Below are 13,417 nucleotides of genomic sequence, written 5' to 3'. Positions count from 1 at the left end.
GGCGCGTACTCTGCCGAACCTCACCCAGCCTGTCAAAAAGCCTGTTGAATCAAAGTCTTTCGGATAACAGACGGCGCAATTTCGACAGGAATTTCGCCTTGGCGAGCACACTTTTTGCTGAGAAAACGCTGCCCTTGGAACAGGCACACCAGAATCGCCTGTTTTTTGGCGTTTCCTCCTGCCATCGATCAAGAAGGGGCGAAAAAGGCCGATAACCCGGCAGCCCCGAGTTTTCCTGCTCAAGGACATGACCATGCTTTTCCGCCGCCTTTCCATCCAATGGAAGATCACGCTGCTTGCTGGCCTCTGCCTGCTCGGCGTGGTGTCGCTGTTGTCCGGCCTTTCCGTGTTCCGCACCCAGCACAGCACCGCACTGGTCAAGGAGTCCAGCGCGCGCATGCTTGACGAAGCCGCCCAGGCCCGCCTGCGCTCGCGCGGTGAAGTCCAGGCGATGCGCATCCAGCGCTACATCATGGACGCCTACCAGTACGGCAAGGGCTTCTCGCGGCAGGTGATGTTCCTGCGCGACCAGGCACAGAAGCGCTTCCTCGATGCCTATGACCTGCGCGAGGACCTCACCCGCCAGGTGAAGACCGCCCTCGAAGGCAACCCCGAACTGCTAGGGCTCTACGTAGCCTTCGAACCCAACGCCCTGGACGGCAAGGATCAGCTGTTCGCCGGCCAGGCCGAGATCGGCAGCAACGACGCCGGGCGCTTCTCCCTCTACTGGTCGCAGGCCACGCCGGGCCAGCTCGAATCAGAGGCAACGAACGAAGCCATGCTCGCCGACACCACTCCCGGCCCGAGCGGCGCGCCCTACAACGCCTGGTTCACCTGCCCCAAGACCACCGGCCAGCCCTGCGTGCTCGACCCTTACTTCGACGAGGCCGGCGGCCACAAGCTGCTGATGACCAGCATTGCCTTCCCCCTGGAACTGGACGGCAAGATCGTCGGCGTGATGGGCCTGGACATCAGCCTGGAAAAGCTCCAGGAGATCAGCCGCCAGGGTAGCCAGGAGCTGTATGACGGCCAGGGCAAGGTCAGCATCATCAGCGCCGCCGGCCTGCTTGCCGGGCACAGCGCCGACGCCAGCCTGCTGGGCAAGAAGCTGCAGGAGATCTATCCGCAGCAAGGCGCGCAGCTGTTGCAGTCCATTGCCAGCAACCATGAGCAGGTGCTGCGCCAGGACGCTCAACTGCGCGTCATCGAACCGCTGCAACCGATTCCCGGCTCCAAACCCTGGGCCGTTCTTCTCGAGGTGCCGGAGCAGACACTGCTCGGTCCGGCCATCACCCTGCAGCAGCAGCTCGACGAGCAGCGCACCCAGGGCACCCTCTCCCAGCTCGGCTTCGGCCTGATCGCCGTGCTGATCGGCCTGTTCGCCATGTGGCTCACCGCCCGCGGCGTGACCCGTCCGATCCTCAAGGTCGCCGCCATGCTGCGCAACATTGCCAGCGGCGAAGGCGACCTGACCAAGCGCCTGGACTACACCGGCAAGGACGAACTGGGCGAGCTGGCCGGCTGGTTCAACCGCTTCCTCGACAAGCTGCAGCCGATCATCCGCGACGTGAAATCCTCGGTACACGACGCCCGCGCCACCGCCGACCAGTCCTCGGAAATCGCCAGCCAGACCAGCGCCGGCATGCAGCAGCAGTTCCGTGAAGTCGACCAGGTCGCCACCGCTTCCCAGGAAATGAGCGCCACCGCCCATGACGTCGCCAACAGCGCCGCCATGGCCGCCGACGCTGCCCGCGGTGCCGACGGTGCGACCCGCGATGGCTTGAGCGTCATCGACAACACCACCCGCCTGATCGACGAGCTGGCCAGCGACATGAGCAGCGCCATGAGCCAGGTCGAAGGCCTGGCGGCGAGCAGCGAGCAGATCGGCTCGGTGCTGGAGGTGATCCGCGGTATCGCCGAGCAGACCAACCTGCTGGCCCTCAACGCAGCCATCGAAGCGGCTCGTGCCGGTGAGGCAGGACGCGGTTTCGCGGTGGTCGCCGACGAGGTGCGCAACCTGGCCCGGCGCACCCAGGACTCGGTGGAGGAAATCCGCCAGGTCATCGAAGGCCTGCAGAACGGCACCCGCGACGTGGTCGGTGCGATGAGCAACAGCCATCGCCAGGCGCAGGACAGCGTGAGTCAGGTCGAGCAGGCCGTGGCTGCGCTCAAGCGCATCGGCGAGGCGGTGAGCGTGATCACCGACATGAACCTGCAGATCGCCAGCGCCGCCGAGGAACAGAGCGCGGTGGCCGAGGAGATCAACCGCAACGTGGCGGGCATTCGTGACGTCACCGAGTCGCTGTCCAGCCAGGCGCAGGAATCGGCGCAGGTGAGCCAGTCGCTGAACAAGCTGGCGAACCATCAGCAGGGGCTGATGGATCAGTTCCGGGTTTGACGACCGGAGCCAGGCGAAAAGCCCCTCTCCCTAGCCCTCTCCCTGAAGGGAGAGGGAACCGTTCGGCGCGCTCTGACAATACTGTGCTCGCCGGTGCACGACGTACGTCGCATCACGCCATATAGCACCCTCTCCCTTCGGAGCGGGGCGCGCAGTCAGGGTTAGGGAGAGCGCAGGTCCCCGCGCAGGACTTCACGTAGGAGCGGAGCTTCTCCGCGAAATCCCGGCGCAGCCGGGACAATCGTTAGCCGGCCTGGCGCCCGGCAAGGCCGGCGCCGGATCAGGTTCGCGAGCAAGCTCGCTCCTACAGGGAAACACCGGCGCTTCTCTGTAGGAGCGAGCTTGCTTGCGAACCGCACGGCACAAAGCCCAATCGCGGACAGAGTCCACTCCTACGGAAGCCGTCTCACACCGCGCGGCGCGGTAACTCGACCACCACCCGCAAGCCACCGAGCTCGCTACCTTCCAGCCTCAGGTTGCCGCCACACGCCGCCGCAATATCCCGCGCGATGCCCAACCCCAGGCCATGCCCTGCGACCTGTTCGTCCAGCCGCGTGCCGCGCTCCAGCACACTTTCGCGCTGATCCTCGGCAATGCCGGGACCGTCATCATCCACGCTCAGCAGATAGCTGTCGGCGCCCTTCTCAACCGTCAGCCGGACCTGGGCATCCGCCCACTTGCAGGCGTTATCCAGCAGGTTGCCGAGCATCTCCAGCAGGTCCTCGCGATCGAACGGCAAGCGCAGGCCTGGCGACGCCTTCCACTCGATACCCAGGTGTTCGCCATGGATCAGCCTGAGCATCTCGCACAGACTGGGCAATTCCGCATCGCAGTCGAAATGCGCGCCGGGCAGTGCTTCGCCCACCAGGCGCGCGCGGCCCAGTTCGCGGGCCAGGCGTTGCTCGATCTGCTCCAATTGCTCCTGCAGCACGCGGCGCAACTCCGGGTGCTCGCGCACTTCATCGCGCTCGGCGAGGCTGATCAGTACCGCAAGGGGAGTCTTCAAGGCATGTCCGAGGTTGCCCAGCGCGTTGCGCGAGCGGCGCAGGGTATCTTCGGTGTGCTGCAGCAGGTGGTTGACCTGATCCACCAGCGGCTCCAGCTCCCGTGGCACCTGCCGGTCCAGCTGACTGCGCTGCCCTTCCTGCAACTGCGCGATCTGCTGGCGCACACGCTCCAGCGGACGCAAGGCACGGCGGACGGTGAAGCCCTGGAAGACCAGGATCAGCAGCAGCGCCACGCCACCGGCAGCCAGGCCGACGTTGCGCAGACGTTTGAAGCTCTTGAGGAGCGGCGTGTAATCCTGCGCCACGACGATCTTCAACTGCTTGCCATAGCGTTTGTAGTCGCCGCGATAGACCAGCAATCGCTGCCCCTCCGGACCTTTCTCCAGCGCCCGGACCAGGCCCTTGTGCTCAGGCAGGTCCAGCTCCCGGTCCCACAGCGAACGGGAACGCCAAGTAACGTCATCGAAACGGATTACGAAATAGCGCCCGGAGAACAGGCGTTCATAGGCAGCGTCCACCCGCTGGTCATCCAGTTGCAGGCCGGCCGGGCCGCGCATGATGCCCACCAGCAGGCTTTCCGCCTCGTCCTGCAGGCCCTCGGCGAGATAGCGGCGCAGGCCCTGGTCGAACAACCAGAGCCCGGTCTGCGCCAGCACCAGGCCGATCACCACCAGCACCACGCCGAGCCCGAGGCCGAGCCGGCGCTGGATCGACATCAACGGGCGGCTCCGCCGGCGGTGCCGGTGAAGCGGTAGCCCTGTCCGCGACGGGTCTCGATGATCTCCCGGCCGAGCTTGCGGCGCAGGTGATTGATGTGCACCTCGATGACGTTGGAGTCGCGCTCGGTCTCGCCGTCATAGAGGTGCTCGGCAAGGTGGGATTTCGACAGCAACTGGCCGGGGTGCAGCATGAAATAGCGCAACAGGCGGAACTCGGCGGACGTCAGGTCGACATCCTTGCCACCCTGCTGTACGCACTGCCGTGCCTCGTCCAGCGTCAGACCCGCCACTTCCAGCTGGCTCTGGTTGGCCAGCCCACGGGCTCGGCGCAGCAGCGCCTGGATGCGCAGCAGTAGCTCTTCGGGATGGAACGGCTTGGTGAGGTAGTCGTCGGCGCCGGCCTTCAGGCCGTCGATACGCTCAGCCCAGGAGCCCCGCGCAGTGAGGATCAGCACCGGCGTTGCCAACCCCATGCCGCGCCATTCGCGCAGCACGTCCAGCCCCGGACGCCCCGGCAGGCCAAGGTCGAGGATGATCAGGTCATAGGGCTCGCTGGCGCCCTGCACGGCGGCGTCGCGGCCGTCGGCCAGCCAGTCGACGGCGTAGCCCTGGCGCGTCAGGGTGGCCAGCAGCTCATCGGCCAGGGGGACGTGGTCTTCCACCAGCAACAGGCGCATCAGTCGTCTTCCTTATCCTTGAGGATGCGACCATTGCGGGCATCCAGTTCCAGTTCACGCACTACGCCATCGACGGTGAGCAGCTCCACCTCGTAAATATAGGTGTCGTGCTCCTTCTCCAGCTCGGCCTCCAGCAGCTTGGAGCCGGGATAGAGCCCCTGGGCGATGGGCAGAATTTCCTCGAACGGGCGGATCACCCCTTCACGGCTCAGCCGCAGGGCCTCGTCCTGGCTCAGGTCATGGGCCTGCGCGACACCGGCCGACAGGGCGAGCGCGATGGCCAGCAGGGCCGCGCGCGGCAAATCGATCTTCATCAGTCGTCCTGGCGATCCTTGATGATTGCGCCGCTCACCGCATCGAGTTCGACATCCCATTTCACGCCCTGTGCGTCCTTGAGATCGACCTTGTAGAGGTAGCGGCCATGTTCCAGCTCAAGCTCGCTATCGTACACTGATCCGCCCGGATGCTTGCTCAGGGCAGTCTGGTTGAGGGCTTCGAAATCGCGAATGGTGCCGGCATCGCGCAGGCGCAGTGCCTCGTCCGGACCGATGTCGTGGGCCATCGCCGCGGCAGCCCCAAGCAGCAGCGCAGTGGCGGCAGTCAGAAGAACCAGCGGTTTCATGGGTAACACCTCGTCTGAATTGGCATGTTCCTCAGACTAAGGTGAAGGACTTAATTCAAGCTGAATCGGCAAGGATCATTCACCCGGTGAAGTCTCCTTGCTCCGCGCCTGCAGGCTCTATAATCGCCGCCTGCACCCGCGAGGCTCCGCATGACCGCCATCCAGATCAAGACCCCTGCCCTCATCCTCAAGGCCGGCACCCGTGCCCTCAAGCGCATCCGCGAACAGGGCCTCGCCCCGGCCGACGTCGGCATCCTGCCTGGCGCCGCTGGTGGCCCGAAGGCGCTGGGTATCCAGGGCCTGGACCTGGCGCTGTTCGGCGAATGGCTGCCGCGCGCGCCGCGCGAGCGTTCGCTGATCGGCGCCTCCATCGGTTCCTGGCGCTTCGCCAGCGCCTGTCTGCCGGACCCGGCCGAAGGCATCCGCCGCCTCGGCGAGCTCTATACCCAGCAGCGCTTCGCCCGTAACGCGAGCATCACGGACGTCTCGAGAAGCTGCGCGAAGATGCTCGACGACCTGCTCGACGGCCGCGACGCCAGCGTGCTCGGCAACCCCTGGTACCGCCTCAACGTGGTGGTGGTGAAGAGCCATGGCCGCCTCGCCCAGGACGGCAAGGCCAGCCTCGGCATGGGCCTGGGCGCGGTGATCCGCGACAACCTGGTGGGCCGCCGTCATCTGCACCGGCACTTCGAGCGGCTGATCATCCACGATTCGCGCCGCGCGCCGCCGCTGGAACCGCTGTCGGACTTCCCCTCGCGCTACCTGCACCTGGACCTGGCCAACCTGCGCCACGCCCTGCTCGCCTCGGGCTCGATCCCGATGGTGATGGAAGGCGTGCGCGACATTCCCGGCGCCGGCCCCGGCACCTACCGCGACGGCGGCCTGCTCGACTATCACCTCGACCTGCCCTACCTGCCCGAAGGCGTGGTGCTTTATCCGCACTTCACCGACAAGGTGATCCCCGGCTGGTTCGACAAGGGCCTGCCCTGGCGCCGGGGCGACGCCGGCCGCCTGCAGGACGTGCTGCTGCTCGCTCCGTCGAAGGAATACCTGGCGCGCCTGCCGCACAACAAGCTGCCGGACCGCAAGGACTTCCACCGCTACCTGGGCGACGACGCCGGCCGCGAGCGCTACTGGCACAAGGCGATGGACGAGAGCCGGCGGATGGGGGACGAGTTCCTTGAACTGGCGGACAGCGGCCGTCTGGGTGAACGCCTGCTGCCGCTGACATAATCGGAACGATTCACTTACTCGACAGGGACCTGCCATGCGCCGTCCAGCTTCATTCCTTTTCGCCTCGTTCATGCTGGCCTGCACGAGTGCGCACGCCGCCCTCGATGCCAAGGCACGGCGGGAAGTCACCCAACTGCTGGACTTCGTCGAGCACAGCGACTGCCGCTTCATCCGCAACGGCAGCGAGTACCCGGGCAACGAGGCCCGCGCGCATCTGCAGAAGAAGCTTGATTACCTGGAGAACAAGGACCTGGTGAGCAGCGCCGAAGACTTCATCGAGCGCGCCGCCAGCAAGAGCAGCATGAGCGGCAAGCCCTACCGGGTCAGTTGCCCAGACGGCACGCAGGACACCGCCACCTGGTTGAACACCGAGCTCAAGCGCCTGCGCCAGGGGCAGTGAGTCCCACGGGGAGCCAGATCAACCCGGCTGTCCATCCACCCGCGGCTGCCAGAACATCGGCCCGTAGTGCCAGGCAAACAGCAGGAAGGCCACCACCCAGCAGGCCGCGGCCAGGCTCAGGCCCTGCATGGGCAGCCACAGCACCAGCACGACCCGGCACAGCACGCCCAGGTTCAGCAGCGCAAACGCCCAGGCCATGACCTTCGGCGGCTGCAGCGGACGCCCCGTGTGACCGAGGCTGACACGGGCGATCATCGCCAGGATCAGGCCGCCAACACCCCCGACCGTCAACGCGTGAATCGGCAGGCTGAGGGCAATCGGCGCACCGAAGTTCCATACCGCCATGCCCGCCGGGGCCAGCAGCATCCACAGATAGGCCAGGTGCAGCGACCACAGCAGCGGCACGCCCCAGATGCCCTTGTCCCGCCAGCGCCACAGGCGAATCAGGTGGCCCACGGCGAGCACCGCGAACAACGCGCCCAACAGCGGATGTGGCGCCAGACCGAAGCCAGCCGCCGTCAGCACGGCCACCAGCATCGTGCCGGCCAGCAGCAGATTGTCCAGCCAGGGCCAGGCCGGCACCTGTGCGGTACGGCCCAGGCCACGCTGGGTGAAGAAAGGAATGACGCGTCCGCCGATCAAGCCCATCAGCGCCGCCACCAGCCAGAGCGCTGCCAGCACCCCGCCGCGCTGCCAGTCATCATGGCCGCCCCAGAGGCCCAGCATCACCTGCGCATCGGCCAGGGTGAGCAGCGCCAGCACGGCGATCACCGGGTAGTTGCGCACCTGCTTCACCTGCCACAGGCTGCGCCCGACGAAAAACGCCAGCGCCGGCAGGAAGGCCAGCTCCAGAGGCGTGACCAGCCATAGCGGCGCACCGCCGAGCCAACCCAGCCGCGCCGCCAGCCAGATGGCGGCGAGGATCATCAGCGGGCGTCCGCTGACACCGGGCCGGCCGGTCCAGGTCTGCACGGCGGTCAGCAGGAAGCCGGCGATGATGGCGCTGGCGAAGCCGAAGAGCATTTCATGGCGGTGCCAGGCCAGCCAGCCGCCCAAGGGCTCCCAGGCCGGCAGCAGGCCCAGCAGCACCGCCGCCCAGGCCGCGATGCCGACCAGCGCGAACAACGCGCCGCCGAGGAAGAATGGACGAAAACCCAGGCGCCACAGCGCCGGAATGGCCAACAGGGCCTTTCGATCAACCAGCAACACAGCATGCCTCCCAGCCTTCCTTGCGCATCTGATGCTGGGCGATGAGCCGCAACACATAGCCCAGCTTCAGCAATGTAGGACCGAGGATGGTGAGCGCGTGGGACGCGACTATCGCCAGCAGCGACAGCCCGGCATCGATGACATAGGCACCGGTGATACCCACCAGCAACAGCGCAAACCCGCTGCCGAGCAGCGTCGACGAGATCGCCAGGTTCCGTCTGGGGCAAGCGAAAAGACCGTCCATCACACACCTCCTCGGTTGAACCGACCCGCGAACGGGCCGGGTATTTCAGCTTCAGGCCTCCAGCGCGCTGGCCGGGCCGAAGAACTCGTAGTGGGTCTGCTGCTCGGGCACGCCGAGCTCGCGCAGATGACGCTTCACCTGGGCCATGAAGGGCTTGGGCCCGAGGAAATAGGCATCCAGATCGCGATTGGCCGGCAGCCACTGGCCCAGCAGATCGCGGCTGAGGAAGCCCTCGGCGTGCGCCTCGTCCTGCTCCCGCGGCTCGCTGTAGCAGAAGTAATGCAGCAGGTGCGGATGGGCTTCGGACTGCGCCTCGATCCAGTCGCGGAACGCATGCACGCCGCCATGACGGGCGCAGTGGATGAAATGCACCTCGCGCCCGCTGTCCAGGGCCTGCCTGAGCATCGCCAGCGTCGGCGTAATGCCCACGCCAGCGGTGATCAGCACCAACGGCTTGTCGCCATCACGCAGGAAGAAGTCGCCGGCCGGCGGGAACAGCTCGATCTCATCCCCCACCTTCATCTCGTCGTGCAGGTGGTTGGAGACCTTGCCTTCCGCCTCGCGCTTCACGCTGATGCGGTACTCGCGGCCATTGGGCGCATCGGAGAGCGAATAGGTGCGGCGTACTTCCTCGCCGTCCAGCTCCAGGCGCAGGCCGATGTACTGGCCGGGCTGGAAGTCCAGCAGCGCACCATCGTCCGCCGGCTGGAAGTAGAAGGAAGTGATCTCCTCGCTCTCGACCTCCTTGCGGGCGATACGGAAGCGCCGCGCACCACGCCAACCGCCGGGCTGTTCCGCGTTCTGCTGGTACACCGACTCCTCGGCACCGATCAGGATCTCGGCCAGTTGGCCATAGGCGGCGGCCCAGGCATCGATCACCGCCTGGGTGGCGATTTCCTCGCCCAGCACCTCGCGGATTGCCCGCAGCAGGCAGCTGCCGACGATCGGGTAATGCTCCGGCAGGATCTGCAGCGCGGCATGCTTGTTGACGATCTTCGCCACCAGCGGGCCGAGCTGCTCCAATTCGTCGATGTGGCGGGCGTACATCAGGACACCGTTGGCCAGGGCGCGAGGCTGGTCGCCGGACGCCTGGTGCGCCTGGTTGAACAGCGGGCGTACCTCGGGGTATTCGCTCAGCATCATCTTGTAGAAGTGCTGGGTCAGGGCCTCGCCGCCGGTCTCCAGCAGCGGGACGGTGGCCTTGACCAGGGTACGGTGTTCGTTGGACAGCATCGGTATCTCCTCGGGTTGGCCAGGTAGAGAGTGGTCTGCCTGTGCTTTCTGCCAGAGACGTTTCAGAAAACGTGCCAACCCTGCAGCCCAGTATTTCCGGGACCTTTGAGAATTATTGAGTCATAATGACCAATATCAATATGAGTCATAATGACTCCAATGAGGTCAAAATGACCCGAAACCCCTTGCTGGCCACCCTGCTTCCGCTGGTCGCCGACCTCTCCCGCGAGTTGCCCGACAGCGAACGCTATCGGCGCCTGCTGGAAGCGCTGCGCCAACTGCTGCCCTGCGATGCCACCGCCCTGCTGCGCCTGGAGGGCGATCAGCTGGTGCCACTGGCCGTCGACGGGCTCAGCCCCGACACTCTCGGCCGCCGCTTCAAGATCAATGAGCACCCGCGCCTGCGCGCCCTCCTCGAACACCCAGGCCCCACCCGTTTCGCCGCCGACTGCGGCCTGCCGGACCCTTACGACGGCCTGGTGGAAGGCCTGCACGGCCACCTGGAGGTGCACGACTGCCTGGGTTGCCCGCTGTTCCTCGACGAGCAGCCCTGGGGTCTGCTGACCCTCGACGCGCTCGACCCGGAGCGCTTCTCCATCGGCGACCTGGACAACCTGGAAGCCTTCGCCAGCCTCGCCGCCGCCACGGTGAAAGCCAGCCAGCGCATGCTCGACCTCGCCCTGCGCGCCGAGCACGAGCAACAACGTGCCGATGCCTACCAGCGCGCCTCCGGCGACCAGCCGCGGGAGCTGATCGGCCAGAGCAAGGCGCACCAGGCGCTGATGAACGAAATCCAGCTGGTGGCCGGCAGCGACCTGAGCGTGCTGATCACCGGCGAGACCGGCGTGGGCAAGGAACTGGTGGCGCAGTCGATCCACGCCAACTCCCTGCGCCGCGAGCAGCCACTGGTCAGCCTGAACTGCGCGGCGCTGCCGGAAACCCTGGTGGAAAGCGAGCTGTTCGGCCACGTACGCGGCGCCTTCTCCGGCGCGGTGGGCGAGCGGCGCGGCAAGTTCGAGCTGGCCGATGGCGGCACCCTGTTCCTCGACGAGGTTGGCGAGCTGCCATTGGCGATCCAGGCCAAGCTGCTGCGCGTGCTGCAGAGCGGACAACTGCAGCGGGTGGGCTCGGACCGCGAACACCACGTCGACGTGCGCCTGATCGCCGCCACTAACCGCGACCTCGCCGAAGAGGTGCGTGCCGGGCGCTTCCGCGCCGACCTCTATCATCGCCTGAGCGTCTACCCCTTGCGGGTGCCGCCATTGCGCGAGCGCAGCAACGACGTGCTGCTGCTGGCCGGCTACTTCCTCGAAGAAAACCGCCCACGCCTGGGACTGCGCAGCCTGCGCCTGACCCGCGAGGCCCAGGCCGCCCTGCTCGACTATGGCTGGCCGGGCAATGTGCGCGAGCTGGAACACCTGATCGGGCGCGCGTCGCTCAAGGCGCTGGCGAACCATCCGCAGCGCTCGCGCATCCTCAGCCTCGGCCTGAACGACCTCGGGCTGGAACAGCAGAAGCAGTCGCCCCCCGGCGATTCCACCATCTCCGACAGCAACCCGGAGGCCAGTCCGGAGGGCGAACTGCGCCCGGCAGTCGATGCCTTCCAGCGGCGCATGATCAACCTCAGCCTGGAACGCCATGACGGCAACTGGGCAGCCGTCGCACGCGAGCTGGGACTGGATCGCGCCAACCTCAATCGCCTGGCGAAACGACTGGCGATCCGGTGAGCCACTGGCCGGAACGTCCGGCCCTGGTTACAGGTTGGTGATAGACTAGGTGCCCATTTTCCGGCCGGCCCGTCTCCGGGCCGGCGATCGTCATAGAGCGCACCACCGTGGAATTGTTCAAAGAGTTCACCTTCGAAGCCGCCCACCGCCTACCCCACGTCCCCGCCGGGCATCAGTGCGGCCGCCTGCATGGCCACTCCTTCCGGGCCGCCATCTACATCGAGGGTGAGGTCGACCCGTACACCGGCTGGATTCGCGACTTCGCCGAGATCAAGCAGATCTTCAAGCCGATCTACGACCAGCTCGACCACAACTACCTGAACGAGATTCCGGGGCTGGAAAACCCCACCAGCGAAAACCTCTGCCGCTGGATCTGGCAACAGCTCAAGCCGTTGCTGCCGGAGCTGTCCAAGGTGCGGGTGCATGAGACCTGCACCAGCGGTTGCGAGTATCGCGGGGACTGAACTGCTGGCACGACGCCGAATGTGTAGGAGCGAGCGCGTTCCGTGCGAGACGCAAAGTCACCCGGCAAAAAGCCAAAGGCCCCTTTTCGGGGCCTTTGTCGTTTCTGCTCTCAGCGCGAAGCTTTGCGGCGCAGCGCCGAGGGGCTGAAGTTGGAGTCGTCCGGGGCCGGCTGACTGAAGTCAGCTGTGCCGGGTTCCTCGTTGTCTAGCCACTGGATGCTGTAGCGATGGGCCTGGAGGTCGTGGAAGGTATCCAGCGCAGTCCACACCATCGGCTGCTCGTAGAAGCTCTTCAGGTAGGCCTGGGACACGCGCCACAGCTCGCCACGGCCGTCGTACTGGTCCACCACGGCGGCACCCCAGCTGTCCTCGTCGAGGTAGAGGGTACGCCGCGAGTAGATGTGCCGCGCGCCAGGCTTGAGCTTGCCGTCCACCACCCAGACGCGGTGCAGTTCGTAGCGGGTGTACTTGGGATTGATGTGGCCAGGGGTGAGTAGGTCCTTGTACTTCACCTCGGGGCTGGTCACCTGGTAGTTGTTGTAGGGGATGTAGATTTCCTTCTTGCCCACCAGGGTCCAGTCGTAGCGGTCCGGCGCACCGTTGTACATGTCGGTGTCATCGGCGGTACGCAGGCCATCGGAGTCTTCGATGGGGGTGTCGTAGGCGAGGGTCGGCGCCCGACGCACGCGACGCTGGCCGGGGTTGTAGCCCCAGGCCTGGCGCGGTTCCTTGACCTGGTCGAGGGTCTCCTGCACCAGCGCGCCATTACCGGCCAGGCGCGCCGGGGCGGTAGTGAAGGTCATGTAGTAGAACAGCGTGTTGCCGAGCTTGTCGGCGCTGCCCTTGGGGTCGTAGAAGCGGAACAGCGCCTCGTCCTGGGAGGTCACCAGCGAGTAGGCGCCGTTGCGCTGCACGCCGGCCTGGGAGGAACGCCGCACGATGTAGGTGCCGCGATAGCGGGCGATGTGGTTCCACACCGCCTCCACGCCGCTCTGCGGGATGGGGAACGGCACGCCGCCGTAGGCGTCGGAGAAGCCGTTGCCACCTTCCACCAGCTTGGCGCTGGTGGCGTTCTTGAAGATGTTGTCGTAGATCCATTGCGGCGCCGAACCGGTGCGATGGGTCGGATACACCGGCATCTGGAAGCTGTCCGGGTAGGCGTTGAAGAGTGCGATCTGCCCCGCCGTCAGGTTGGCCTTGTACTGGTCCAGGTTGGCCTTGGTGATGACGAACTGCGGCTTCTCCCCGGCGAAGGGATCGACATGGTGCGCGCCCGACCCCTTGTAGCCGGCCGGCGCGGAGGTCAGGCCGCCGGTCCAGGCGGGAATGGTGCCGGCGGTGTTGCCGGCCTTCTCCGCGCCCATCGGAGTGAGACTGCTCTTGAGCTTGGCCGCCTGGTCCGCCGAAACTGCGGCACGCGCATCGGTCACGGCCAGTGCCGCCAGGGTGGCAAGGACGATCAGGGAACTCTTCTTGTACATGGT

13 protein-coding genes are annotated in these 13,417 nt (G+C 66.2%); 5 read left to right on the top strand and 8 right to left on the bottom strand.

Annotation, left to right across the window (positions count from 1 at the left end):
- The first annotated feature begins 253 nt into the window (after positions 1-253).
- Positions 254-2,398 (top strand): methyl-accepting chemotaxis protein, encoded by a 2,145-nt coding sequence (locus O6P39_RS11265; RefSeq protein ID WP_275611414.1) that lies wholly within the window; start codon positions 254-256, stop codon positions 2,396-2,398.
- Between the two features lie 406 nt (positions 2,399-2,804).
- On the opposite strand, the gene O6P39_RS11260 is transcribed toward O6P39_RS11265, so the two are convergent.
- From O6P39_RS11260 to O6P39_RS11245, 4 genes are read right to left on the bottom strand one after another with little or no spacing between them, the layout of a single operon-like run.
- Positions 2,805-4,124, bottom strand: coding sequence for a sensor histidine kinase (locus O6P39_RS11260; protein ID WP_275611413.1), 1,320 nt, complete (start codon positions 4,122-4,124; stop codon positions 2,805-2,807).
- Positions 4,121-4,801, bottom strand: a complete 681-nt coding sequence (locus O6P39_RS11255; protein WP_275611412.1) for a response regulator transcription factor — start codon at positions 4,799-4,801, stop codon at positions 4,121-4,123. Before O6P39_RS11255 ends, O6P39_RS11260 begins: the two co-directional genes overlap by 4 nt.
- Positions 4,801-5,115: a PepSY domain-containing protein gene (locus tag O6P39_RS11250; protein ID WP_275611411.1), complete on the bottom strand. Its 315-nt coding sequence runs from the start codon at positions 5,113-5,115 to the stop codon at positions 4,801-4,803. The genes O6P39_RS11255 and O6P39_RS11250 overlap by 1 nt, the downstream gene beginning before the upstream one ends.
- The gene (locus O6P39_RS11245) at positions 5,115-5,423 is read right to left on the bottom strand and encodes a PepSY domain-containing protein (RefSeq protein WP_275611410.1); all 309 of its coding nucleotides are present in this window, start codon (positions 5,421-5,423) and stop codon (positions 5,115-5,117) included. The genes O6P39_RS11250 and O6P39_RS11245 overlap by 1 nt, the downstream gene beginning before the upstream one ends.
- Positions 5,424-5,573: 150 nt before the next feature.
- Between O6P39_RS11245 and O6P39_RS11240 the strand changes: the two genes are divergently transcribed.
- Entirely contained in the window at positions 5,574-6,656 is a 1,083-nt protein-coding gene (locus tag O6P39_RS11240; protein WP_275611409.1) for a patatin-like phospholipase family protein, read from the top strand.
- 70 nt (positions 6,657-6,726) lie between these two features.
- Complete coding sequence (locus O6P39_RS11235) at positions 6,727-7,056, top strand: DUF5329 domain-containing protein (protein WP_275611935.1); 330 nt, start codon at positions 6,727-6,729, stop codon at positions 7,054-7,056.
- An 18-nt stretch (positions 7,057-7,074) separates the two neighbouring features.
- Here the strand turns inward: O6P39_RS11235 and O6P39_RS11230 are convergent, their stop codons facing one another.
- The 3 genes from O6P39_RS11230 to hmpA are packed head-to-tail and all read right to left on the bottom strand — an operon-like array spanning position 7,075 to position 9,742.
- A complete protein-coding gene (locus O6P39_RS11230) occupies positions 7,075-8,265 on the bottom strand; it encodes an NnrS family protein (protein ID WP_275611408.1) in 1,191 nt (396 codons plus the stop codon).
- Positions 8,252-8,509: a transmembrane sensor/regulator PpyR gene (locus O6P39_RS11225; RefSeq protein ID WP_275611407.1), complete on the bottom strand. Its 258-nt coding sequence runs from the start codon at positions 8,507-8,509 to the stop codon at positions 8,252-8,254. Before O6P39_RS11225 ends, O6P39_RS11230 begins: the two co-directional genes overlap by 14 nt.
- A 51-nt stretch (positions 8,510-8,560) precedes the next feature.
- On the bottom strand, positions 8,561-9,742 hold the full coding sequence (gene hmpA / locus O6P39_RS11220; RefSeq protein WP_275611406.1) for an NO-inducible flavohemoprotein: 1,182 nt from the start codon (positions 9,740-9,742) through the stop codon (positions 8,561-8,563).
- 170 nt (positions 9,743-9,912) lie between these two features.
- Between hmpA and norR the strand changes: the two genes are divergently transcribed.
- Positions 9,913-11,469: a nitric oxide reductase transcriptional regulator NorR gene (gene norR / locus O6P39_RS11215; protein ID WP_275611405.1), complete on the top strand. Its 1,557-nt coding sequence runs from the start codon at positions 9,913-9,915 to the stop codon at positions 11,467-11,469.
- 107 nt (positions 11,470-11,576) lie between these two features.
- A complete protein-coding gene (gene queD / locus O6P39_RS11210) occupies positions 11,577-11,933 on the top strand; it encodes a 6-carboxytetrahydropterin synthase QueD (RefSeq protein WP_275611404.1) in 357 nt (118 codons plus the stop codon).
- Between the two features lie 110 nt (positions 11,934-12,043).
- Here the strand turns inward: queD and O6P39_RS11205 are convergent, their stop codons facing one another.
- On the bottom strand, positions 12,044-13,414 hold the full coding sequence (locus O6P39_RS11205; RefSeq protein ID WP_275611403.1) for a DUF1329 domain-containing protein: 1,371 nt from the start codon (positions 13,412-13,414) through the stop codon (positions 12,044-12,046).
- Between the last annotated feature and the right edge of the window lie 3 nt (positions 13,415-13,417).

The sequence above is a fragment of the Pseudomonas sp. PSE14 genome, from assembly GCF_029203285.1.
In the GTDB taxonomy this organism is placed as follows: Bacteria; Pseudomonadota; Gammaproteobacteria; order Pseudomonadales; family Pseudomonadaceae; genus Pseudomonas.
This window is presented reverse-complemented; position numbering and strand designations above follow the sequence as displayed.